Origin of the sequence: Pseudomonas sp. Irchel 3A18, from assembly GCF_900187465.1 — a bacterium.
In the GTDB taxonomy this organism is placed as follows: Bacteria; Pseudomonadota; Gammaproteobacteria; order Pseudomonadales; family Pseudomonadaceae; genus Aquipseudomonas; species Aquipseudomonas cichorii.
The window spans coordinates 280365-303870 of record NZ_FYDI01000002.1 but is presented as its reverse complement, the minus strand read 5'-3'; the positions used below and the strand labels follow the sequence as shown (position 1 = coordinate 303870).

Annotated in this window: 17 protein-coding genes, 1 pseudogene and 1 CRISPR repeat array; of the genes and pseudogenes, 3 read left to right on the top strand and 15 right to left on the bottom strand. The window is 54.9% G+C overall.

All coding sequences use genetic code 11. The features are described 5' to 3' along the window. Positions 1–54: 54 nt before the first annotated feature. On the top strand, positions 55–3582 hold the full coding sequence (locus CKW23_RS04405; RefSeq protein ID WP_095067101.1) for an AAA domain-containing protein: 3528 nt from the start codon (positions 55–57) through the stop codon (positions 3580–3582). Positions 3583–3633: 51 nt separating this feature from the next. On the opposite strand, the gene CKW23_RS04400 is transcribed toward CKW23_RS04405, so the two are convergent. From CKW23_RS04400 to CKW23_RS04340, 12 genes are all read right to left on the bottom strand, one after another. Further along, complete coding sequence (locus tag CKW23_RS04400; protein WP_025258814.1) at positions 3634–4533, bottom strand: alpha/beta hydrolase; 900 nt, start codon at positions 4531–4533, stop codon at positions 3634–3636. After that, positions 4530–5321 (bottom strand): TSUP family transporter, encoded by a 792-nt coding sequence (locus CKW23_RS04395; RefSeq protein ID WP_025258815.1) that lies wholly within the window; start codon positions 5319–5321, stop codon positions 4530–4532. Before CKW23_RS04395 ends, CKW23_RS04400 begins: the two co-directional genes overlap by 4 nt. Before the next feature lie 82 nt (positions 5322–5403). Beyond that, entirely contained in the window at positions 5404–6483 is a 1080-nt protein-coding gene (locus CKW23_RS04390) for a hypothetical protein (RefSeq protein ID WP_025258816.1), read from the bottom strand. Between the two features lie 542 nt (positions 6484–7025). After that, positions 7026–8627 carry a hybrid sensor histidine kinase/response regulator gene (locus CKW23_RS04385; protein WP_025258817.1) on the bottom strand — a complete coding sequence of 534 codons (1602 nt, stop codon included), beginning with the start codon at positions 8625–8627 and terminating at the stop codon, positions 7026–7028. Between the two features lie 403 nt (positions 8628–9030). Next, a complete protein-coding gene (locus CKW23_RS04380; RefSeq protein WP_025258818.1) occupies positions 9031–9576 on the bottom strand; it encodes a Bro-N domain-containing protein in 546 nt (181 codons plus the stop codon). 318 nt (positions 9577–9894) lie between these two features. Beyond that, positions 9895–11142, bottom strand: coding sequence for a DUF1835 domain-containing protein (locus CKW23_RS04375; RefSeq protein ID WP_095067100.1), 1248 nt, complete (start codon positions 11140–11142; stop codon positions 9895–9897). A gap of 347 nt (positions 11143–11489) precedes the next feature. Further along, entirely contained in the window at positions 11490–11804 is a 315-nt protein-coding gene (locus tag CKW23_RS04370; protein ID WP_095067099.1) for a type II toxin-antitoxin system YafQ family toxin, read from the bottom strand. Further along, positions 11740–12060, bottom strand: coding sequence for a type II toxin-antitoxin system RelB/DinJ family antitoxin (locus tag CKW23_RS04365; protein WP_095067098.1), 321 nt, complete (start codon positions 12058–12060; stop codon positions 11740–11742). Before CKW23_RS04365 ends, CKW23_RS04370 begins: the two co-directional genes overlap by 65 nt. 565 nt (positions 12061–12625) lie before the next feature. After that, positions 12626–13978 (bottom strand): MFS transporter, encoded by a 1353-nt coding sequence (locus tag CKW23_RS04355; RefSeq protein ID WP_256590402.1) that lies wholly within the window; start codon positions 13976–13978, stop codon positions 12626–12628. 8 nt (positions 13979–13986) lie between these two features. Then, positions 13987–14403 carry a carboxymuconolactone decarboxylase family protein gene (locus CKW23_RS04350; protein WP_095067095.1) on the bottom strand — a complete coding sequence of 139 codons (417 nt, stop codon included), beginning with the start codon at positions 14401–14403 and terminating at the stop codon, positions 13987–13989. A 283-nt stretch (positions 14404–14686) separates the two neighbouring features. Beyond that, positions 14687–15208, bottom strand: coding sequence for a Bro-N domain-containing protein (locus CKW23_RS04345; RefSeq protein ID WP_177434622.1), 522 nt, complete (start codon positions 15206–15208; stop codon positions 14687–14689). A 486-nt stretch (positions 15209–15694) separates the two neighbouring features. Continuing rightward, positions 15695–16216, bottom strand: a complete 522-nt coding sequence (locus CKW23_RS04340) for a Bro-N domain-containing protein (RefSeq protein ID WP_095067093.1) — start codon at positions 16214–16216, stop codon at positions 15695–15697. A 361-nt stretch (positions 16217–16577) separates the two neighbouring features. Next, positions 16578–17505: direct repeats of the CRISPR family, unit length 28 nt; unit sequence TTTCTGAGCTGCCTACACGGCAGTGAAG. A gap of 669 nt (positions 17506–18174) precedes the next feature. Here CKW23_RS04340 and CKW23_RS04335 point away from each other — a divergent pair. Together CKW23_RS04335 and CKW23_RS04330 are read left to right on the top strand one after the other, a co-directional pair. Next, entirely contained in the window at positions 18175–19302 is a 1128-nt protein-coding gene (locus CKW23_RS04335) for a hypothetical protein (protein WP_095067092.1), read from the top strand. Between the two features lie 97 nt (positions 19303–19399). Continuing rightward, positions 19400–20818, top strand: coding sequence for a hypothetical protein (locus CKW23_RS04330; RefSeq protein WP_095067091.1), 1419 nt, complete (start codon positions 19400–19402; stop codon positions 20816–20818). Between the two features lie 65 nt (positions 20819–20883). On the opposite strand, the pseudogene CKW23_RS04325 reads toward CKW23_RS04330, so the two are convergent. From CKW23_RS04325 to CKW23_RS04315, 3 genes and pseudogenes are all read right to left on the bottom strand, one after another. Continuing rightward, positions 20884–21451 (bottom strand): annotated as a pseudogene (locus tag CKW23_RS04325) (tail assembly protein). A gap of 143 nt (positions 21452–21594) precedes the next feature. Then, positions 21595–22095: a hypothetical protein gene (locus CKW23_RS04320; protein WP_095067090.1), complete on the bottom strand. Its 501-nt coding sequence runs from the start codon at positions 22093–22095 to the stop codon at positions 21595–21597. Positions 22096–22116: 21 nt separating this feature from the next. Next, positions 22117–23382 carry an integrase arm-type DNA-binding domain-containing protein gene (locus tag CKW23_RS04315; protein WP_095067089.1) on the bottom strand — a complete coding sequence of 422 codons (1266 nt, stop codon included), beginning with the start codon at positions 23380–23382 and terminating at the stop codon, positions 22117–22119. Positions 23383–23506 lie beyond the last annotated feature (124 nt).

Sequence of the window (23506 nt, the reverse complement as noted above, 5' to 3'; positions counted from 1 at the left end):
TTTGCTTGTCTGTTAAGGTTCTGCCCCACCCATGGATCAAGATGAATCAGGACGATGAACGAAAACGCTCTCAACTTCGCCAGATACTGGCGCAACTCTCTGGTCGATGCCGAAAATGGTAACGGTGGTCTCAAATCTGATGGCCTGGCCGATCATATTCGCCTTCCGTTCGAGGCCTTGCAGTCAGGATATCTGGGGAGCGAAACCGTCGAATGCCTGTTCAAGGATGAGCCTGAGCGATGCCAGAGTATTGAGGTCACTATTCGGCCCTGGGTTTTCAGAGCGCGACTTGAGCACGGCAAAGTCCGCAGCGGCATGCATGCGATAGTGACACCGTTGATCGGGCATGTGCGGGTCAATCGTCACGGGCAACTTTTCCCGACCGCCAACACCGTCATACCACGTGACATTCTCGACCCCCTGGAGTCGGGCAGTTTCTCGCTGGGCGATGTCGCCGATGTGGATACCTTTCTGGCAGTCAACACATTACCGGCCTTTGAGCCGCGGGAAGATGACCAGGCGGCGGATGCCGATGAGTATGCCCGGCAATGGGCTGCCTACTTGCAGTTCTGTGAACACTTTCTAGAGGAGGTCAGCCCTGGCTGGCTGCAAGGCGACAACGGTTATGAGCGCTCGAATGAGTGGTGTCTGTTCAAGGAGGAAAAGATATCCGGGGCCAGCCAGCATATTGTTCGTCTGTACGATCACATACGTGATACGAAACCTGGCAGTGCGCTCTTTGAACGTTATGCCAGTCAAGTCACTCTTGTTCCCGAACCCTGCCTGCCTAAAAGCGCAGGCTTTACAGCGCGTCTTGGGCATGCCAGCGATCAATACGCGCTGGCCGATGAGCAACGCGATGCGCTGGCGCATTTTCTGACATCCCGCCACGGCGATATTCTGGGTGTGAACGGACCGCCCGGAACCGGCAAGACAACGCTGCTGTTATCCGTGGTTGCATCACTGTGGGCCGAGGCGGCGCTTGCCCAGGCCGAACCTCCGGTGATTGTGGCCAGCTCCACCAATAACCAGGCCGTGACCAATATTCTCGATGCCTTCGGTTCGGATTTCGCCAAGGGTGAGGGGCCTTTTGCCGGACGCTGGTTGCCGGATATCGACAGTTTCGGGGCCTATTTTGCAAGTTCATCTGCCAACCCTGAAACAGTACGCAAGTATCAGAGCCAGAGCTTCTTTACCAAGACCGAATCCTCGGCCTATCTGACGCGAGCACAAAGCGAATGGTTGAGCAACGCGGCGTTGGCCTTTGCGGGCATTGCGTCGCTCACGGTCGATGTAGCCGTCAAACAGTTGCATCAGGCACTGGAGGCTCGCGCCAACGAACTGAGGGTGATCGAGCAGTCATGGGATGCGCTTGCCAAGGCTCGTGAGGCACTTCGAGCCGAATGGGGCGACGACCCCGATGCCGGTATCGAGAGCGCGCGGACGGCGGTACAGACGCTCAAAGCCAAAAGCGCTCGATTCAAAGCCCTGGAAACCTCATTGCGCCAGTATCTGGCCGATGAGCCTCTGTGGTACGTGCTGTTTGCCTGGATCACGCCCGTACAGCAAAAACGTCGGCTGCGGGCTTGCCTGCATATCGAGCGCAGCCATCTCGATCCGCAGACTTCAGAGCCTCTGCTCAGTGAAGAGCAACTGGAGCAGTTGTCATCGCTGAACAAGGTGTCGGCAATCAGTGATGCCGTGGTGGCCTGGCGTAAGGCTGTCGCAGAGCAGGTCGCCACGCAGGAAGCCAGAATCGTCAGCGCTCAAGCCCTGCTGCTGGCACGGCAGCAATGCCTGACGAACTGGCATAGAGCATTGCAGCCTCTGAAGCTGCCTGCCGATGCGGTCACCGACGACATGACGCTCAGCGAGTGCGATGCACTGGCCGACACACGCATACGCTTCCCGATTTTTCTGTTGAGTACCCATTATTGGGAAGGGCGATGGCTGCTTGAGCTTGAGCAGACCTTGCCGGATATCCTGAAAAACCCCAAAGCCAATGGCCGCAAAACTCTGGAGAAACGCTGGCATCGCTGGATGAAGCTGACCCCCTGTGTGGTGTCGACCTTCTTCATGTTGCCCAGCTATCTGAAAGGCAGCAAACATAACGGCAGTGGCTACGACGATGACTACATGTACGAGCTTATCGACCTGTTGATCGTCGACGAGGCCGGTCAGGTCCTGCCTGAAGTGGCGGGGGGCTCCTTTGCCCTGGCCAAAAAAGCGCTGGTCATTGGCGATACCCTGCAAATCGAGCCTATCTGGTCGATTCCCGACTCGGTGGATATCGGCAACCTGATGAGCGCCGGGCTGTTGCCACGGGTTGGCGTGGACCACGCCTATGAAACACTCTGCGCCACCGGCGTCAGTGCGGCCTCGGGCAGCGTGATGCGGATTGCCCAGAATGCCAGCCGCTATCATTACGACCCCGACATGGACCGCGGGATGTTCCTCTACGAACATCGTCGTTGCTACGACTCAATCGTCGATTACTGCAACGCCCTCTGCTATAGGGGCAAGCTGGTGCCCAGGCGTGGTGAAAAACCTCAAGGTGGATTACCGGCACTGGGTTATCTGCATGTGGATGGTATTTGCCAGCAGCAGAACGGCCGTAGCCGGATGAACCGTCTGGAAGCTGAAACCATCGCGCAATGGCTTGTCGCCCATCGCTCGCAGCTTGAAGAGCGCTATGGTCAGGCGTTGTGGAAGATCGTCGGGGTTATCACCCCCTTTGGCGCTCAGTCCCAGGCTATCGCCGAAGCATGCGATGCCTGCGGTATAAAGACCGGCAAGGGCGATGGCGAACTGACGGTGGGCACCGTGCATTCCTTCCAGGGCGCGGCGCGCCCCGTGGTGATTTTTTCGGCGGTGTATTCCAAGCACGCCAATGGCGGTTTCATCGACCGTCGCTCAAGCATGCTGAACGTCGCAGTATCTCGCGCCAAAGACAGTTTTCTGGTCTTCGGCGACATGGACCTGTTCGGCATGGTGCCTGAGGCCAAGCCGCGAGGCCTTCTGGCTGAATACCTGCTGCGCGACCCTGCCAGCGAACTGGTATTTCAATATCAGCCGCGCAAGGACCTGCAGACTTCCCGCTCAACCTTTAGTCATCTGATCAATGCCCCGGCCCACGATCAGTTCCTGCTCAAGACCCTGGCTACTGCAACACGCGAAGTGCACATCGTTTCACCGTGGATCATTTTGCAGCGCATCCATGACATCGGTGCCTGGCAAGCCATGACTGACGCCGTGGCGCGTGGCATCAAGGTGAAGGTCTATACGGATCGGGATTTCAATCTTCGTGCGCACTGGGAAACGAATCCGAGTGAGGCGCTCAAGCAGGCCCTGCAATCATTGCGAGGTCAGCAGATTGAATCCCATGTCGTGCGCAAGGTGCATAGCAAAATCGTCATGGCCGATGATCAGTTACTGTGCATGGGGTCATTCAACTGGTTCAGCGCAAATCGCGGCAGCGGGGCCAATTATGAAACGTCCATGGTGTATCAAGGACCTGATGTGGCGAGCGAGATAGGCACCCATCGGCAGAGTCTCGCTGCACGTATCGACCCTCTACATTGAGGCCGCGTGCTGCGGCAGTCCGGAATCCGCTTTCTGGCTGCCGCCGTCCGGTTAGTGGGCCGGGTGTCGAACGCACTGGTTATTCAGAAAACCTGAAATCTCCTGCGCCAGATCCCGCGCATATTCCGGGTTATTACGAAACCAGGCCGAAACAGCATGGTCGCATCCGGGCAGCACATGCTTTTTGAAAGCGTGAGGGCGCAGGTGTTTCTCGATGGCCTCGATCACTTCATAAGGAATCGGGCTATTGATGATGCGCTCGTGCGGTGTGCCTTGATCTATTGTCACTGTTCCGGCTGATGTGCCCGCTACTTTGTCGAAGGCCGTAGATTCAAGGCCATCAAACTCTCCGATTACCAGCATCAGCTCTCCCTTGAACTCATTCAGGAATTCAAGGGATGACGAATCGAGAAAGCTATACGGGACTGAAATGGCGCTTTTGAACGGCTCGCCAAATGGCTGTTGATAAGCGACATCCGAATACAGGGCCGGGCAGAACAGTATGATCTTCCTGACGCTGGCCTTGTGGGCTTCAGCCACTTTCAGGGCCAGTGCTCCGCCCAGACTGTGGCCGATCACTGTGTCGAAACTTGTGCCCAGGCACCTGGCAAACCGCAAGGCTTCTTGCAGGTTATTACCCAGGGAAGTGTCTGCCAGCTGGATATCGGTTGTCGTGTTATGCCCCGAAAGATTGAAACTCAGACTGGCAACGCCCGACGCCTGCAAAGGATAAAGAATGCCATTCAGTTTGCTGTAGTCCGAGCGGGCTCCATGAATGGCCAGCACCTGTGGGAGTGCATCTGGCGATGCGGCATCTGCGAGAATTCGGCCTTCAAGTTCATACCCCTCGAAGGCTTGTGAAAAATAACACGCAGGACCTGTCGGCGTTTCATCGAACTGCAACCGGGATCGAATTCGAGAGCTGTGAGATAACGCCGACAGATTGATCATAACGAAGCCAGTGTGTGCATGAAGGCAAGTCGCAACGGGTTGGTTTCCACGCTCAAGAGTTTAATGGCCAGCGCGCAGCACACCACCACCAACATGGGTTTGATCAACCGTGGCCCGACCCGCACTGCGGCCCGCGCACCCAATTGCGCGCCAGCAAAAGCCGCCAATGCCATGGCAATCGCTATCGGCCAGATAATCACGCCTTTGGTGATAAAGACCGACAAGGAACCCAGGTTGCAGGACGCATTCGCCAGTTTGGTAAAACTCATGGCCCGCATCATGCCCAGGCCGCAGAGCAACACGAAACCGACAATAAAGAACGAACCGACACCGGGGCCAAATATACCGTCGTAAAAACCCAGGGCAGGTGCCACGGTAAAGGAGAACAGCAGAATCCCGATTCGTTTACGGCGATCTTCATTGCCGATCTTTGGCGAGAACGCAAAATAAAGCGCAACCAGAATCAGCATCACCGGCACGCAGACTTCCAGATAGCGTTTGTCGATAGAACTGACCAGCAATGCACCACTGGCCCCGCCGATAAATCCACAGAGCACCAGAAAGCGACCTTCTCGCCATTCGATCATGCCTTTTCGGGCAAAAGTGATCGTTGCCGAAATGGTGGCCGAAGCGGCCTGAAACTTGTTCGTGGCAATTGCACTGATAGGGTCGACGCCCGCCAGAAACAGGGCCGGCAAAGTGATCAGCCCGCCACCTCCGGCAATCGCATCAAAAAAACCGGCGCAAAAAGCCACGAGCGCCAACATGCCAATCAAATCCCAGGCCATTACATTTCCTCATTACCCATACAGGCCAGCCATCTGCATGGCTGGCCGTTCAAGACACCCGACAAGACCGGGTGCAACGCAATCAACCACGCAACAACAGCGGATCTTCTGAAATAACCAGAGGGGCAGAGAACTTGGACATGCCAAATATCCGCACCAACACTCGTCGGTTGTCCTTGATGACATCCCGACAATGCAAGGCCCGAATGTTATTGATGACCATTGCCGATTCCTGGGTCAGTACATATTCACAAGGCGTGGCTTCTTTAATGCCCTCGCAAAGCGCGGAGTAAGCCTTTTTCACAAAGGGCGAAGCGTTTTCATTGACTGAAAAACGATACGAGTTGAAGCGGGCTGCGAAGCCGACTTTATTGTCGAACTCCAGAATCGACACACCGCGACCGTCTTCGCCTTTGCCGCTGACAAAAGAGTCGCTGCGGGTGAACTGGAAGCTGCCGGTTGTCAGCGCCAGGCAGTGAGTGACGCCGATCTTGTCCAGCACAGGCGGGAGTGGAATGACGGTGGTCGGTTCCAGGCTCGGGTTCCACAGGGCCGAAAGGATCAGCGAAGACGGCGAGGGCGAATGCCCGTCCTGGGCGTTCACGGCACACCAGTAAGGGGCTTCGGTATGAGGCCCGAGCGCCAGGCCCGAATGGGAGCTCAACTCCTTGACCTCCGGCTCGGCGGTGATTTTGGTCAGGCCACCGCCTTTGAAGTTGGCGACCAGACGAACCAGTTTTCCTTCGTTGTCCATGTCATAGGCAAAGGAGCTGTTATCCACCAGCTTCAACAGGATCTGGTTGCGGGCGGCCATGCACAGCACGTCGTGCCGATCTTCCAGGGCTGCCAGCTCCGGCAACTCATCGGGTGGGCTGTCACTGCTGATCTTTTGCAGGCCTTCGAATATCAGCAGCGAGATAAGACCATCGGAGTAGGCAAGCAGAAGTTCTGATTGCTCTTTCGACATCGAGAACTTCAACTCGGTGGCCGCGACAGAAGCCTTGGCCCTGGCACCCGCCGCCTGCGGCCCGCCAATAGCCGCCAATTCTTCGCAGAACGTATGCAGCAGGTTTGACTGCTGAACATCAAAGCGAAACGTTCTGACTTCCTGATGGGCGAGAGAGATAACGGATTCGGTACTTTGTTTTATAGCGGTGGTCATGTGTGACATCCCTGTGGTGCTTTGCACCTTTTTTATTGTTTATAGGCACTGCTTGAACAACAACGCACAAGGCCCTGCATATCAAACGATGCATTGCTTCAGGTTGATGCGAATCCATGAAGTGTTCAAAGGCACAGATAGACTGTCGGCCTTCAGACGCGAAGTGCCTGTCAATGCCTGTGTTACGCGCAATACGTAACGTGCATGGATTTTTCTAGCGTAATCGGAGTGCTCGCAGGGAACGGCAGAGCAAGGGTGACGGGAACGGAAGCGGCAGTGCGGTGCGTTCTTGAAGGCGCATATAGGAAAACCTGGCAGATTGTTTTTATTTTGATTTTCTGTAGCGAGTCTTTCAAAGTGGATCGGGAGTATTGAAACTTCCCGGGGCAGATAATGACCCACTGAAAAAACGCGCCGAGATTAACATCAAAATAATGGCCAGCAAATTATTTTGATAAAGCTGTCCCCTTGGCCGTGATAGGCGCACGTCATGGAAGGGATATTCGGTGCCTGTTGCACGTAGCCGCAACAGGCACTGTCACTCAGGCTACGCCGTTGGGACCGTCGAGCACCTGGCGTACTTTTCTGGCGAGATCGTGAGGCATGCAAGGCTTGGACACTACTTCAAACTCGGTACCGCCCAGGTCAGTCCGCTCGATAGAGCTTTCGGCGTAACCCGTGGTCAGCAGCACCTTGATTTTCGGGTAGCGCCGTTTCACTTCCCTGGCCAGCATCACCCCGTTCATCCCGCCCGGCATGATCAGGTCGGTGAAAAGCAGGTCATACGTCTCGCCGCTTTCAAAACGCTTCAGCGCTTCCCGGGCATTGAGCACCATGTCAGTGACGTAGCCGTAATCTTCCAGCACCATCTTGGCCAGCTCTGCGACGTCGGGTCGATCCTCGACGATCAGGATGCGTTCGCTGCCAGTTTTGCTGGCAACCGGTGTAGCGTGGTCATGAATGCTGATGCTGGCATCATCCACCGGGAAGTAGAGGCGCAGTGTGGTCCCGACATCTTCCTCGGAGTAGATCCGCGCCGCTCCGCCCGATTGCTTGGCAAAGCCATAGACCATCGACAGCCCAAGACCGGTGCCCTGGCCTTCTTCCTTGGTCGTGAAGAACGGGTCCATAACCCGGTCGCGAATGCTGGCAGGCATGCCGATGCCATTGTCTGTGATCGAAATACTCACGTAACTGCCCGGCAGCAGGCCGTCATAAGAGACGCTGGCCAGGTCCTTCACGATGATGTTTCGCGTTTCGATGAACACCCGACGGTCCTGCCTGCCAATCAGCGCATCCCGTGCGTTGATCAGGATGTTCAGCAGAGCAACTTCGGCCTGGCTCGGGTCGAGGCGACAGTTGAGAAGGGCGGGCTCAAGGCTGTACTCAACCGGAACTTCTGCACCGAAAGTACGCTCGATCAAGGCCTCCATGCCCGTGACCACCTGATTGAGGTTCAGCACCCGGCCTTGCAGCTTCTGCTTTCGGGCAAAGGCCAGGAGTTGCTTGGTCAGGGTGCTGGCACGGTCAACGGCCGACTTGGCGTGCTCGACGCTTCGTTTGATGCGAGGGACATCGATGCTGGACTTGTCGGTGGCTGAGTCGATCAGGCCGATGTAACCCCCCATGACCTGCAACAGGTTATTGAAGTCATGGGCAATCCCGCCGGTCAATTGGCCCAGTGCTTCCATTTTCTGGGCCTGACGCAAGGCATCCTCAGCATCCCGGCGGCGGCTGACATCCAGTTGTGAGGCGAAAAAGTAAACAAGATCGCCATTGTCATTGAAGACTGGCGACATGAACAGGGCGTTCCAGAACGACGAGCCGTCCTTCTTGTAGTTCAGGATTTCCGTCGCGATGTCTTGTTTGTCTGCAATGGCCTGGCGCAAGGCGGCGACAACTGCACGATCCGTTTCCGGCCCTTGCAGAAAGCGACAGTTACGGCCCACGATCTCATCGGCTGAATAGCCCGTCATCTCGAGAAAAGCCTGATTGGCAAAGATGATCGGATTATCCGGGCGATGAGGGTCGGTAAATATCATCGGCATCCGGGTGGTTTCGACGGCTGCAAAAAAGATATCTTTTTGTGGATGAGAGATATCACCCGTTACCCGGTTATTCACCCGGACTTTACTATCGCTCACACACCCACCCTCAACGCTCGGTCACATCAGTGAACTATAAGAGCGTTATCTTGCCTGTTCGGTTCCGAAGGGTGATGTGCGGTAGGGCAAAAGAGTTGGGGTGAGGTAGGGACTGCCTGTAGGTAATCACCCGTCGTCTCGGCGTAGTAGCCGGTAGGAGCGGATTTATCCGCGAGACGTCATTGATGTCGCAAAGTTTCTAAACTGCCTACACGGCAGTTAAGCCAACACTTTGCCAATAACCCCTCGTTTTAAAAGCAAGACCATGGCTAGAGCGCTGTTTTACCCTTTTTCGAGGCTTTTAAGTCATTGATTTTAAAAGGAGCAGGAGGGGGCTGAAAAAAGAGGATCAGAACCCGGCAGGCCTTTGCCAAAAGCCTGCCGGGCTAAAGTCAATCTCGCTTCACATCACGAATCGTTTGCCACCCAGGGCTTCCAGCAGTTTGCGCCATATTCCTCGTCTGGGTTGGGGGGCCACCTCCATGACCACATGCGGCACATCCCTGAATCGAATCCATGATTCGCTGCGCCATTGCAATACGCTCAGGGCATTGCCGAACCATTGCATCTGATTCAGGTTGGGTTGATCGCCCTTGACTGCATGTTGCTGATGCAAAACCGGCAACACCTCATGGGTCAGCCAGTGGCGCAAGGCGCGATTTTCGGGGATGTAATGATGAACCAGCATCGCAAACACACCGGACTCACTGAGCAGCATGCACTTTTCCCAACGGCCATGGGCATGCAGCCAGGCGGTGCGACGTTGATCGGGGTCGAGCTTGAGGGTGGCGCGTTCGTCCAGCATTTTGCCCATCAGACGCGCAAGGTCCGACAGGCAAAACCATGCCTGAGCGTCACACGTGACGGCACGCAAGGCGCGGTGATGGCGGTTGAAAACGAGGGCTTCAAATTGTTCTGTGCAGGGCGCAGAGGGATTGAGGGGGTACATCGGCGTAGCTCCTGGATGATTGAAGCTGCCACACAACGTCGCTAAACGAATGGGTGGCAGCTGTGCGAAGGTTAGCGAACCGGTATCCAGAGAACCGGCAGACCCGAAGGTCTCCGACGCACAGCCGCCATAACGCATACCTCAAGCATAAGCCTGAAGTATTCGGGGGACGCTGAAACGTCTGGATAATCGGGTCGCTAAACCCTGCCGCTGATTTTGCAGCGGACGGCGCGGAGACTAACGCGCACTGCAAGACGTGGCAACTGCTGGCCGTTCGATGCCTGTTTCAATCACTGCCCATTGCGAGAGGCCCGCCACCTAATCACGCCAGACCGGCATCAACCGCTCATCAATCACCCAATGAGACTGCCCAGGACGTATGCAGACACCACCGACCCAACGCTCATGAGCGGCATGCTCCAGCCAATATGCCTCACCCCTCAAAACCTGCTTGCCCAATGGCGTAATCGTCAACAGGCGACGAGGCCATTCCAGATGAGCCTCCGACTCGATCAGCAAGGGGCGCGGAGTATCGATCAGCGGTCGCATCATCGCGTGAAACATCATATCCCCCAGAAACGGCAGCGGCTCGCGTTTGGCCATCAGTTCGGCGAAAACCCTGCCGCATGCCACGGGGCCAGCCTCGTCCACATACTGCAAAGTCAGGCGCTCAGTGAGCGACAAGCCATCGCGAATACCCGGTAACTCCTGCAATTGCCGTAACAGCGCGGGCGCGAGAAAGGGCAGGGCGGCGTTCGGTTCATGAGCCAGTTTCGCCAAGGCCGCGGGAGATGAATCGCAATAAGCCAGCCACGCCTGACGCGCCAACAACAGCGCGTCCTCATCCACCCGCCTGCGCTGTGGCCAAAGCCAGGCAAGTACATCGGGCGCCAGTTGCCCGATGCCGATGAAGCGCTGAACGCCGGGCACCCGATCCACCTCGATCAGCTCAAGCTTGCGCGGCAGACGCTCAAGCCCCGCCAGCGCCCGTATCAGGAAAAGCTGATCATAAGCATCCGCTTCGCACCACAGCACACTATGGTCGGCGTCGCTCAACTGCGAGAGGTTGGAATATTCATCATCGAACCGTCGTGCGGCGTCGGCCACATCAACCCCGAAAGCCTCGTTGATGAACTGGCTGCGCAGCGCCTTGTACGCCTCGGCAGGCAGATCCTGGACCGGCCCCATGCACAGCGGGTCCGTCAGCATCCGGAACGAACCCTTGAAACCTGCCAGTTGCAGGCTGTGCGCAATGTCGTTGCCGCAACGCCAATGCACGGTACGCGCTTCGTCACTCGCCTCGAAATCCGGATGCCGCGCCGCAAACTCCACCGCATCCACATGGGCCTTGAGCTTGGGCCAACTGCTGAAACCCAGTTCCCGGGCGATCAGCCACTGGGCATCGGACAAGGTCACAGACGCGGAGGCATGAGTGCGTGAAATCATCGAAAGCTCATCAGGCGCAGCGCCATTTTTCATGCGCTGCAAAAGCGCCTTGGCCCGCTTGCGCTGCTGCTCAAGGTTGATACGACCGTCATTGGACAATGACGTAGAACGAGTAGACATACGATCTCCTTGCACAAACCTTGTCCGCTTGAAGGTCGGGAGTCGTAATGACGAATGCGGGGAAGCATGATCCTGGGCGCAGCCCTTTCCGCGGGTGGTGGCGTGGATAGCGCCGGGCTGGAATATAGGCAACGGACACGATGAATGCAATGTTCACCTGGCTAACAGGCATATCACTTTGTGGGACCGGATTTATTCAGGAAGGCGTTACCGAATAACCATCCGGATGCTGCTGGCCACAGCTCGTCGCGGCCAACGTATTCCCACCAGTGACAGGTATGCCTTAACTGATCGGCATTAGGAGGTTTGGCCCCTGATCTTGAGAAATCAGAGGCGGTGATGTTGAGCTATTTGAACAATTCAGCATGGCTGCCGAGATCGACAAAGGTCACTAGATCGGCTCGGGCTATATCATAAATCAGAAGAAAGTCCCCGCCGATGTGACATTCCCTATACCCGGCCCATTCGCCCTTCAGTGCATGATCCAGATACTCGGGAGGTAACTGCTCCCCCAAGAACAGCATCACCATAACCTTGCGGACTTCATGCATGTCGCGAAGCCCGGCGCGCTTATAACGCTCCCAAGACTTCTTAAATTCAGGTGTCTGCGCGCACTGTTTTGGCAGGTCGGCGCGCTTTTGCTTCTTTTCCGGCTTTGCCATCAGTATCCCTTAACATGTCATCGATAGAGTCGAACTGACGACGAATTTCACGCGCTTGTGCCATGGCTCGAGCGGTTTTTTCCGAGGGGACGCGTACCTCGAAAGGCAGCCCTTGAGTTGTCACAACTTGGCGGAGAAAAAGACGCAAGCCGTCACTGAGGGTCAGCCCGCATGCATTCAGTACTGCGGTGGCACGATCCTTCAACTCCTCGTCGATGCGGCAACGCACATCGGTGGTTTTAAGTGTTGCAGTCATGATCTCAGCTTCCTCAGCTTGGTATGTAGCTACGTTGTGGCTACGTGGCGATTATGTCATTCCATCAAATTTGGGCAAGTGCTTTTTGTCTTGGGCCGGACTTCAGCCAGTCCGTACGTCTTGAATCATGAGGCTGACAAGTCGTCTCCCAAGGCGGTAGACACAAGACAAAAGATTGCTGAAAAAGCGCTCACCCCTCTCGCTGACGCGCTTTTCGCAGTACAAAAAATCTGCAGCACAGACGAGCCGAGGGGCTTTAAATTGGTCGGCGAATTCATCGTGTGAAAGGTTTTGCAGAAAAATGAAGCGCGATTGCGCTGAGATGGGTGGAAAAAAGGGCCAAAGCGGGGCTGTGAGTGAATGTGTGGCCTTGGGCCGATTGGCAGGATCGCGTTTGCCCGTGAAAAACATATGCAGGCGCTGAAAATGTGTGGCCTGTAAGCTTTCCGCAGATGGGGGCCTGGATCACGCCGAGCGGGAATATAGGAAACGGACACGATGAATGCAATGTTCACCTGGCTAACAGACATATCACTTTGTGGGACCGGATTTATCCGGGAAGGCGTTACCGAGCCACCATCCGCAAACTGCTGGCTACACAACCCGCCGCCGCAAAACCTGCACCCACCGCCAATGCCAGGCTCGGCCCACTGTCGCCAACCAGCCCGAAACACAGCGCAACCAGCGCTGCGCCGGTCGCCTGCCCAATCAGACGCGAACTGGCCACGGTCCCGCTGGCTCCACTGGCCCGCTCCTTCGGGGCGGTGGTCATGATCGCCTTGAGGTTGGGCGCCTGGACAAACCCGAACCCGATCCCGCAATAAATCATGCGGGCCACGATTTCGCTGGTCGAAGGATGATCGGGCATCCATAGCAGCGACAGCATGCCGGTACTCAGGATGGCCAGCCCGATGCTGCACAACACGCCCGGCGGATAACGATCCGACAACCGCCCGGCAAAGGGACCGATGGCCGCCACCACGACCGACCACGGCGTCATCAAAAAGCCGGTCTGGATCGGATCAAGGCCCAGCGTCCGTTCAAAAAAGAACGGCAAAGACACAAACGCTAGCCCCTGAGTCGTAAACACACAAAACGCAGTGAGGGCCGACAAGGCAAACATCGGACGCTTGAGCAGATCAAGCGGGAACATCGGCGCCGGATGATTGCGCTCGCGACGCAGCATCAACGCCCCGGCAATAAGAAATACACCCAGCCCGACCAGCACACTGAACATGGATTCCAGTTGAGCAGCCTGACCCAATGCAAAGATGAGTGCGCCGAACGTGACCGTGTTCAGCAACGCTGTCTTGTAATCAAAAGGCTGCTCGGCGCGGGTATGGGCCGTGGGCAAGGAGTTCCAGGCGAAGGCCACGGCAAACAGCCCGATAGGCAGGTTGATCGCAAACAGCCAGGGCCAACTGGCGACTGACAGCACCAGCGAGGCCACGGTCGGGCCGATTGAAAAAGCGGTGCCCACTACCAGCGCATTCAGGCCCACCCCGCGCCCCAGATGTTCCCGGGAAAATATCTGGCCGATCAGGGCGGTATTCACGCTCATGATCGCGCTTGCCCCCAGGCCTTGCAGCACCCGCGCAGCAATCAGCGTGCTCAACGAGTCCGCCAGACTGCACAGCCCGGAAGCCACGACAAACATGATCAGGCCGCCCAGATAAATCTTGCGCGGCCCGATGACACCACCCAGCGCTGCCAGCGGAAGCAGAGTCGCCACCGCCGCCAGTTGGTAGGCATTGATGATCCACACCGCCGCAGCGGGTGAAGTATTTAGATCCGCCGCAATCGCGGGCAGGGCGGTATTGGCAATGGCGATATCCAGCGTTGCGAGCGCGATGGACACCAGAATCGCCGCCATCGCCCGCCACTGTCGTGCGGTGAGTTGAGGTCCAGTAGAAGGCATCGTTCAGGTCACGCCTGATCGGCGGCTTGATCAGCCTGAAACTTCTTCACCACTTCATTGGCAATCTTGAAACTGTCGAGCGCTGCCGGCACGCCGCAGTAGATACAGGCCTGCAGAAGAATTTCCTGAATCTCGGCGGGCGTCACGCCATTGTTCAAGGCACCCAGCACATGCAGACGCACCTCGTTGGGCCGGTTGAGAGCCGTCAGCATGGCCAGATTGAGCATGCTACGAGTCTTGCGCTCCAGCCCCGGACGAGTCCAGACCTCACCCCAGCACCATTCGGTGGTGATCTTCTGCATCGGAATCATGAAGTCCTCGACCTCATCCACCGACTTGTCCACATAAGCCGCGCCCAACACCTCGCGACGCACCTCCAGGCCTTTCTTGAATTGCGGGTTATCGAACTCTTCTTTCAACGGCATGGCAGGCTCCGATATTCATTTTTATTGAGTCGCGACTGAAACGCCCAAGGTGCGGCCCCGGGGCGTGTATCGCCACTATAGCCATTTGCCGGAATAACAAAAATTCACAATTTTCATGATGTGCATTCCAGTGTGGAATGGCTTCGCGCTCCCGGCACGACACGATTTGTGCAGGCTGTGTGGGACCGGATTTATCCGGGAAAGCGTCAGCTCTGCCAACGATGTCTACCCGGTGCAGCAAGGCCGCATAAGCAACACGGCCATACTCAATCACTCTGTTATCTCAGCGGCCCATCACCTTCCGCCAGAACCCACGCTCAGGCGAAGGTAAAGCCTCGGGCGCAACATTCGGCATATCCCGCAACCGAATCCAGGGCTCATCACGCCACTGCATCACACTCAACGACGTACCCGGCCACTGCAAATGGCTCAGCCTCGGATTATCCAGCGTCACGTTCTGCGCCCCATGCAGCACCGGCAACACCTCATGAGTCAGCCACTGCCGCAACGCCCGGTTCTCAGGCACGTAATGATGAACCAACAACGCAAACGCCCCCGACTCGCTGACCATCAACTGCTTTTGCCACTTGCCATTGGCCTGCAACCAGACAACCCGGCGCTGATCGGCATCCAGCTTGAGCGCCGACCGCTCACCCAGGGTTTGGCCCATCAGGCGGGCAAGGTCTGAGAGACAGAACCAGGCTTGGGATTCGGTGAATATGGCGCGGAGCATGCGGCTGTGTCGCAGGAAGAGGGTGGCTTGGAAGGAGGATGTACAGGGAAGATTACTGCTGAAATTTTGCATGGTTTTCATTCATCGGAAATGGCTGATGGAGCTGCCCGAATTGTCGCCAAACAATGGGTGGCAGTTGTGTGTGGGTTGGCGAACCGGTAGCCATCTCCAAGCCCGGCAGGCCCGAAGGCCTCCCGCACACAACTGCCATAACGCGATGAGCCGACAGGATAAAGCGCTGGCATCACGATGGGGAGAGATTTAGCTTTGTCGGGTCGCCAAACCCGGTCGCTGAATTGGTAGCGAACGTGGGAAGGGTAGCTTGGGGGTAGGGTAGGGGAAATGAGGGGATTCAGTTTGGGTTGGGTGATGGGGAGTAGGTGGTTGTAGGGTGGGTGTGAGTGTGGCGTAGGATTGGCCTTAACTGATCGGTATGAATTTGTAGGACCGGATTTATCCGGGAAGGCGTCAGTTCTGCCAACAATGGCTATCCGGTGAAAATATGCTGATCAGCAAGGCCGCATAAGCCACACGGCCTTACTCAATCACTCTGTTATCTCAGCGCCCCATCACCTTCCGCCAGAACCCACGCTCAGGCGAAGGCAAAACTTCGGGCACGACATTCGGCATATCCCGCAACCGAATCCAGGGCTCATCACGCCACTGCATCACACTCAATGACGTACCCGGCCAGTGCAAATGGCTCAGCCTCGGATTATCCAGCGTCACGTTCTGCGCCCCATGCAACACCGGCAGCACCTCATGAGTCAGCCACTGCCGCAACGCCCGGTTCTCAGGCACGTAATGATGAACCAACAACGCAAACGCCCCCGACTCGCTGACCATCAACTGCTTTTGCCACTTGCCGTTTGCCTGCAACCACACAACCCGGCGCTGATCGGCATCCAGCTTGAGCGCCGAACGTTCGCCCAGGGTTTGGCCCATCAGGCGGGCAAGGTCTGAGAGACAGAACCAGGCTTGGGATTCAGTGAATATGGCGCGGAGCATGCGGCTGTGGCGCAGGAAGAGGGTGGCTTGGAAGGAGGATGTACATGGGGAATCGGATAGAAGCTTTTGCATAGAGGCACACTTTTTATGGTCGCTGAAAAAGAGCTGCCACGGATTGTCGCCAAACAAATGGAGGCAGCTGTGTGAGGGTTGGCGAACCGGTAAAAAGATAAACCCGGCAGACCCGAAGGCCTCCCGCACACAACCGCCATAACGCAGGGACAGAAGAATAAATCGACTGCTTCGCGATGGGGGAATTTATCTTTAGATCGGGTCGCCAAACCCGGTCGCTGAACTGGCAGCGAACGGCAGGAAGCGTAGCTTGGGGGCCGGGTTGGTTAAATGAGGGGATTCAGTTTGGGGGAGGTAATGGGGAGTCGGTGGTTGTAGGGCGGGAGTGCGTGGGGACGTAGGATTTGACGGTTATGAAGTGGAGTTGGACTGCCTATACGGCAGTGAAGCACCAGGTCTCTGATGACCAAGTCGTTGACCTTTTCTGAGCTGCCTGCACGGCAGTGAAGGACGCAGAGCTGCATAGCTGATGCCTGCTCTTTTTCTGAGCTGCCTACACGGCAGTGAAGCCAGAGCATTGCCTTGCATGGCGGCGAGCGCTTTTCTGAGCTGCCTACACGGCAGTGAAGTACGATGCGTACGGCGCAACAGGCAGCTATCCTTTCTGAGCTGCCTACACGGCAGTGAAGGAGCCTATGCGGGCGCTGCCGTCGGTGTTGAATTTCTGAGCTGCCTACACGGCAGTGAAGTGCAAGTGTCTGCTGACATTGAAAGCCATCCATTTCTGAGCTGCCTACACGGCAGTGAAGCGCCAACAGCTGGCAGACGTGTCGAACGAGCGTTTCTGAGCTGCCTACACGGCAGTGAAGCATGTGGATATACGAGCCGGACGCCGTAATTATTTCTGAGCTGCCTACACGGCAGTGAAGGCTAACGCCATACCCAGGTGATGACTACGCTTTTTCTGAGCTGCCTACACGGCAGTGAAGCTTTCGACAAATTCCAGCTCCCACCCGCCACTTTTCTGAGCTGCCTACACGGCAGTGAAGGCATGGCCATGTTCAGGGCGACCACGCAGTTTTTTCTGAGCTGCCTACACGGCAGTGAAGTCGCCCGCGTTCAGGATCTGCGAGGGGTTGTATTTCTGAGCTGCCTACACGGCAGTGAAGAACCAGCGCGACTCCGAGAACGCCATTAGCGTTTTCTGAGCTGCCTACACGGCAGTGAAGGGTCTTCTCGCGACGGGAGCTGCTGTCGGGCTTTTCTGAGCTGCCTACACGGCAGTGAAGCTTTACAGGGGTTGGCGGTGCGACCCGGCTTCTTTCTGAGCTGCCTACACGGCAGTGAAGTAGACACCTTGCCTTATAACTCTCCGTTTTTAAAGATAAACCACCTGCTTGGGGCCGTTTTACCCTCTTTTTTGAGGGTTCCGTAACTTGTTGATTTTAAAGGGGCGACGGAGTCTGAAAAAAAGAGGGTCAAAAAGAGGGTGTTTGAAGTCGTGGTTTGGTGCCGGAGCTGTATGCGAATTCATTCGCGGTAGGCCGGTACATTCAAAGGACATGTATTGTCTGGAATGCCGTCTTCGCGAATGAATTCGCTTCTACTCGGGTAGCTGCGACTGAAGGAGGAGTGCGCTTGCCCGCGACGTTCGTGCAGGCAATGCATTTTCATTGGCAGGGCGACAGTCGTCGCGGGCAAGCTCGCTCCTACAGGCCGGCAATCACCAAAACCCAGACACAAAAAAACCGGCTCAACTGGCCGGTTTCTTTCACCCCAAGCTCTGCAACCGCTTGAGTGTCTTGCTATGTGGTGCCCGAGGGAGACTCAAAAAAGAGCCTGCATCCCTTGTGAATGAGGGCTTTGTTATTGATTGATTTATTTTCTACTCATAAATCTACTCACACTTTTTTAACTTGAGAGGCATGACGACATCGCAGCAAGTCTGTGAGTAATGCTATAATGATATCATCGATTACTGCTGTGTTCACTGATGATGTAAGCCAAGGAAAATCTACATGTCGGCAAGAGAAATCAAGAGGTTAACTGAACAGGGTTTCAAAATTGATGAGGAAGGGAGTTCCAACATTAATTTAGCCCTCATATCTCTACGGCTTGCGTTGAAAGCCTATTTTTCCACCTATAAAAGTTTTTCTTATCGCATCAGAGCACTTGATGCGCAGCACGGTTCGACTGAAGAGGAAATTATATTCAATCATCGTCCCGCTTATTGTGAGGCGTATGCAGAGTGTATTGTTCACTTTCAACATTTTGCAGAGTTAACCTGTAAAAGTTTTTTACGAAACGATCATCAATTGCTTGCGGATAGCGTCATTAAGGCTCCCGAGTTATTGTATAAGCTTGTGCACAAAAAGAAACTTACGGTCGAGGAAGAGCAGAAGCTTTTTAGTGCTGAGTTTGGGGAGTCGTTGAACAGACTTAAAGAATTGGTGAAATCTGGTCAGCTTAAAGGTAGCAATAAATTAGGCTTTATTTTTGAATATTGTGATGCCTTGGTGCAACTCAATAGTCTGCGCAATAGAGTTTGGCACCGAGGGCTGTATGTGTTGAAATACACGGCTTTGGATGAGTTTGTTGGTCGCTACCTGCTGCCATATGTAGTAGCGACCCTAAAGCACCCTATGTTTAGAGGCGAAGAAGTAAACTGGAAGTACAGGTCCCTTGCTTGCGGAACAGACCCCATCGCAGAGATTGTTAAACATTTTAAAGATGAAGTGTATGATTTGGGGAAGGTCGCATTCCTCAAAGAGATGGGCAGGGCTGCCTATGAAAATAGGCTGCCGCCGGTGGTTAAAAAAGGTACTAAAAGCAAGCTTGATAAAAAGTTCACTTTTGGGGCGATTTTTGGTTCGCGCCGGAGAGAGCGAGCAGAAAGAATTGCCAAGAGCGAGGCCGCGTTAGATTACAATCATGTAACTGAATGCCCTGTGTGCGGTGCTAAATCTCTAATTGTACATGAGGAAACCGACTTTGATTATGACGAAGAAACAGACGAGCCAGTAAGTTATCGTCGCTATACTCATGAAGTGCACTGTGAGAACTGCACTTTTACCTTAGAAGATGCGGTGAAGAACGCAGGTGATTACGGTATTCATGGTATTAAAGATTTTTTTGTGACTGATTGATAGTTTGCGCGAGTGTAAGGTTCTTATAGTGTATTCTTCTAACATTTGTTGACGCCTGCGAGAGCAGGCGTTTACAGGATAGAATCAAGGAGATTTTATGAGTCGGCATCTAACGGGGCTCTTTCTTGGCGCAGGTGCTTCGTTTGATGTGGGGATGCCTCTAGTATGGGATTTGACGCAAAAAATAAAAAACTGGCTGACACCGGAGAAATTGCGCGGCTTCAATGAAGGTTGGAAAAGACAAGGCGGTGGGGTTTCAAATTCGATTATTGAAGAATTAATAAATGTTATGTCGAGGGATGACTTGCATTATGAGAGTATTCTCGGATATCTAGAGGTTCAATCGAAGCGGCACGGTGGTCGTTCCGAAGGGTATCACACGATGTATTCGTGGATGGTAGAGATGGTGTATATGCAGCTGTATCTACAGCATGTAAGTGGATCTCAGTTGATTTTAGAGCACCTAGATCTCTACAGAGGGATATCTGCGCTATATGAAAACAATACACCATTGTGGGTTTTTTCCCTAAATCACGACTCTATTGTAGAGATGATTGCCAAAAAGCTTTCTATACCGTTGTATTCAGGGTTTACAGATGAATTGGTTGAGCTGCCTCGGCGGGATGCCGCTGGGGAAGTAATTGGTACTCTTTTGGCAGAGTCAATATCTAAGGCTGAGTTGGATAACGGATGTATGCGGTTCCCCAATCCACCGAAGCCTGGGGTTTACTTGCTCAAAATTCACGGCTCTCTTGATATATTTGTCAATAATGACAATTTCGATTTAGTGAAAATTCTTCCTCAAGGCGATAAACCTGAGGCAGTCATCGATTCTCTACGGGCCGCCAACGAAGAGTTGGTTTATGTAGAGCCGCGTGCGCCTGGTGGTAAAGCCAAAGCTCTGAATGAGATCGCCTATGCCGACTTTGACGGAGAGATGCAATTTCTGCGCAGGACCCTACTGTCTGGAGCCCAAAAATTTAATGAGCAGTCTTCTCAGGTCCTTCCTAAGTCGATGCTTAAACACTTTAAGTCTAATATCAATTTTGTCCGAGAGCTGATCTGTGTTGGCTACGGATTCGGTGATCTGCACATTAATGAGATTATGAAATCTTGGTTGGAGTTTTCTGCAGATAGGTCCATCAAGATCGTGAGTCCAGGCGCGAGGTCAATTCCGTCCTTTCTATTGCATCTTGCTCCACAAGTTGAGTTGGTTCCTAGCGGGGCTACGGAATTTTTCGATCAAATAGCAGGAATAAAGAGGCCTGAAAAGGAGTTGTTAGCAAAAAGTATTTTCCTAGCATCTCGTAGACTTGGACCTGTCAAAAGTGCGGAGGCGCTTAAGTCATTTGAGGCGAGTGAGCATGATAGGCATCTCGCTGCAGTCGCAGAAATGGTGTTGTCCGTTAAAGATGGGGAAGATCTGGAAAGCATTTTAAAAAGAACTGAAGGTGTTGTCGCTTCGGAAATTGAAACGAGTCGACGGCTTTTACAACATCTTGAATCAATGTCGTGAAAACTTGGGGGTGACACCCCTACACACCCGGAATTCAGGGTATGTAAAAGTGACCCTGGCTCACTTTAAGCTTTGTCCTGAGCCACGATCGATGCAGAAATGATGACCCCGCCCCAGCGACGATGGCCGATGCAGATCGGGACAGGGTTGCCGCTGGCTGTGGAGGTTCTCCGGCGCCCCACTCTGTGACAGGCCAGTGGCCTGGGGACTGAGCATCTGAATTACGCCGCCAGCGGTCGATCCTATGCCAGCGGCGAGGAAGCCAGCTTGTGAACCAGGTGCGACGAAGAAAGAGGCAACGATTAGAGCGATGCCAACGATAGTTTGAAGCACTCCAGCCCGCTTGCTGCCCTTGATGACGGGTACAAACCGCAGTTCCCGAGCACCGCCCAGGGCAAGATCATCCTCGCCGATGTTCTTCCCATTCTTGAACACGGCGAAGCGCAGTCCTTGCGCCTCGGCACCGGCCAGGTCTCGGGCGAACCCTGGATAATTGGCGTCTAGGGCCTTGGCGGCCTCTCTTGCGTCGCCGTGAGCCAGCAAAAAGTTGTGGTGTTTTCCATACTTCTGCCCAAGGAAGCCATACAGTCGGATCTTGGTTCTCGGTGCGTAATCAATCGCGGTTGCGGCCATCACACAGCCTCCTGTGGCATCGGCAGGTGAACGCCCAGGCGCCGGGTTGTGCCACTGTTGTCCGATTTTTTTGGGGAAAATTATCTCAATGTTCGGGATGTGCGCGAATATGTCGTGGTGATCTTCTTTCGACAGAATTTCAGTCAGTGAAGCATTGTTCTGGATTTCGATTTCCTCAAACTCAGGGGTTTCTGTTTTTTCGAGGTTTTCCACAGATCTAAAGAGGATTCATCCGCTTCTCCGTCCTCGACTGCTATTTGATCTGAGTTTTTTTGCTGCAAGAGGCAATGTAGAGTCAGAGGCTTAATGGACTGATTAGCGGGCAGGGTTTCTTGTGAGGTTATGCAACGGGCTGCGTCCCAGTAAAAATTCCCAGGAAGCGACAGCTCTGTAGGGCTGTTGCGAATAGCCTCAGTAACGTCAATCAGGTCGAGAACATACATCGCCTCAGTAGAGCCAGCTTCACGAAGCTCCTGAAGTTTTGGTATTAGCAGCGAATGCTCGAACTTGAGCATGTGTGCCATTGAGGTAATAGTTGCTCTCAGGTGAAACAACCAATCTTTTGCTGAAAACTCAGCTGTCACCTTGTAGTTTTTCAAGTCGAACCAGGTCGGTAGATCTCTTACAGTGCCAATTTTAGCCATGTCTGATACCCCATCTGAAGATTAGGCTGATCGGCCTATGCAGATAACGTTGCCACCTGCGCAGAGTGCGTCGATCACGTCAGCCCATGCCTGCATCATCACGCGGCGTTGATCCAGGTAGTGTGCGTGGTTGTAAGTGTCACGGATCGAGTCTTGGTCACCGTGGGACAGTTGTCGCTCGATCCAGTCGCGGTTATAGCCTCGGCTGTTGAGACTCGTGCTGAGCAGATGGCGAAAACCGTGGCCAGTCTGACGCCCCTCGTATCCCATCGTGGAAAGCGCCTTGTTCACCGTGTTCTCGCTCATTGGCCTAGATCGATCATTGCGCCCGGGGAAGGCGAGGGGATAGGTGCCGGTCAGTTCTTGTAGTGCACGTAGGAGGGCCACGGCCTGACGTGGGAGCGGGACGATGTGGGGGCGCCGTGCCTTCATCCGTGCTGCTGGGATAGTCCAGGTTGCAGACTCCAGGTCGAACTCTTCCCAGGGAGCCAGTCGTAGCTCGCCGGGTCGCACTGCTGTGAGTAACAGTAGGCGAATGGCGATCTTGCTGGTGATATTGCACTGGGCCGCGTCCAGCTTCTCAAGCAACTCGGGCAGTTCGCCTTCTGATACGTGCGGATGGTGGCGAGTGCGTGGGGCGTGGGCGGCTACCACGTCCAGATCGGTGGCAGGGTTGCTGGGTACCACACCCTTGGCCAACCCGAAGCGGAATATCTGGCTCAGCCACTGGCGAACCTTGCGGGCGACGTTGAACGCCTCTCGCTGCTCGATCTTGCGCACCAAGTCTACCAGTTCGGGGCGCTGGACCTCGGCGGCGGGCCGTTTGCCAATCACCGGGAAAATGTCTGACTCCAGGTACTGCAGGGTCTTCGACGCGGTAGCTGGTGCCCATCGTGGCTGGTTGTAGTCGTACCACTCCCGCGCCAGCACTTCGAGCGTCAACACCTGGGCGGCGGCAGCGGCTTTTTCCTGCCGTTTATGTGCGCTTGGGTCTATGTCCTGTGCCAGCAACTTTCGCGCGGCATCCCGGCGCTCGCGTGCCTGGGCAAGTGTGACGGCGGGGTAGGCGCCCAGGCCCAGCATCTTGGCCTTGCCCTCGAATCGGTAGCGAAGGCGCCAGAGCTTGCCACCAGCTGTCGTCACCTCAAGGCAAAGGCCTTGGGCGTCAGCGAGCCGATAGAGCTTGTCGCGTGGTTTGGCGGTGCGGAGGGCGGTATCTGTGAGTGCCTCGGGGGATTCCTCGCAGTGACCGAGCTGGACGGCTCTGCGGTGGTGTGTGAGTAGGATTCTGGACCGAACTCGGCTCTACTCACCAATCTACTCACATCAGATTGGGCTTACAAGGGAATTACTGGGAACGCTGGGCACAAAAAAACCGGCTCAGTGGCCGGTTTCTCTGGTTATCCAAGCA

Bases quoted from the DNA above. Each gene is read 5' to 3' on its own strand.
- CKW23_RS04405 (WP_095067101.1), top strand. From the start codon at position 55: ATGAACGAAAACGCTCTCAACTTCGCCAGATACTGGCGCAACTCTCTG.
- CKW23_RS04400 (WP_025258814.1), bottom strand. From the start codon at position 4,533: ATGATCAATCTGTCGGCGTTATCTCACAGCTCTCGAATTCGATCCCGG.
- CKW23_RS04395 (WP_025258815.1), bottom strand. From the start codon at position 5,321: ATGGCCTGGGATTTGATTGGCATGTTGGCGCTCGTGGCTTTTTGCGCC.
- CKW23_RS04390 (WP_025258816.1), bottom strand. From the start codon at position 6,483: ATGACCACCGCTATAAAACAAAGTACCGAATCCGTTATCTCTCTCGCC.
- CKW23_RS04380 (WP_025258818.1), bottom strand. From the start codon at position 9,576: ATGTACCCCCTCAATCCCTCTGCGCCCTGCACAGAACAATTTGAAGCC.
- CKW23_RS04375 (WP_095067100.1), bottom strand. From the start codon at position 11,142: ATGTCTACTCGTTCTACGTCATTGTCCAATGACGGTCGTATCAACCTT.
- CKW23_RS04370 (WP_095067099.1), bottom strand. From the start codon at position 11,804: ATGGCAAAGCCGGAAAAGAAGCAAAAGCGCGCCGACCTGCCAAAACAG.
- CKW23_RS04365 (WP_095067098.1), bottom strand. From the start codon at position 12,060: ATGACTGCAACACTTAAAACCACCGATGTGCGTTGCCGCATCGACGAG.
- CKW23_RS04355 (WP_256590402.1), bottom strand. From the start codon at position 13,978: ATGCCTTCTACTGGACCTCAACTCACCGCACGACAGTGGCGGGCGATG.
- CKW23_RS04350 (WP_095067095.1), bottom strand. From the start codon at position 14,403: ATGCCGTTGAAAGAAGAGTTCGATAACCCGCAATTCAAGAAAGGCCTG.
- CKW23_RS04345 (WP_177434622.1), bottom strand. From the start codon at position 15,208: ATGCAAAATTTCAGCAGTAATCTTCCCTGTACATCCTCCTTCCAAGCC.
- CKW23_RS04340 (WP_095067093.1), bottom strand. From the start codon at position 16,216: ATGCAAAAGCTTCTATCCGATTCCCCATGTACATCCTCCTTCCAAGCC.
- CKW23_RS04335 (WP_095067092.1), top strand. From the start codon at position 18,175: ATGTCGGCAAGAGAAATCAAGAGGTTAACTGAACAGGGTTTCAAAATT.
- CKW23_RS04330 (WP_095067091.1), top strand. From the start codon at position 19,400: ATGAGTCGGCATCTAACGGGGCTCTTTCTTGGCGCAGGTGCTTCGTTT.
- CKW23_RS04320 (WP_095067090.1), bottom strand. From the start codon at position 22,095: ATGGCTAAAATTGGCACTGTAAGAGATCTACCGACCTGGTTCGACTTG.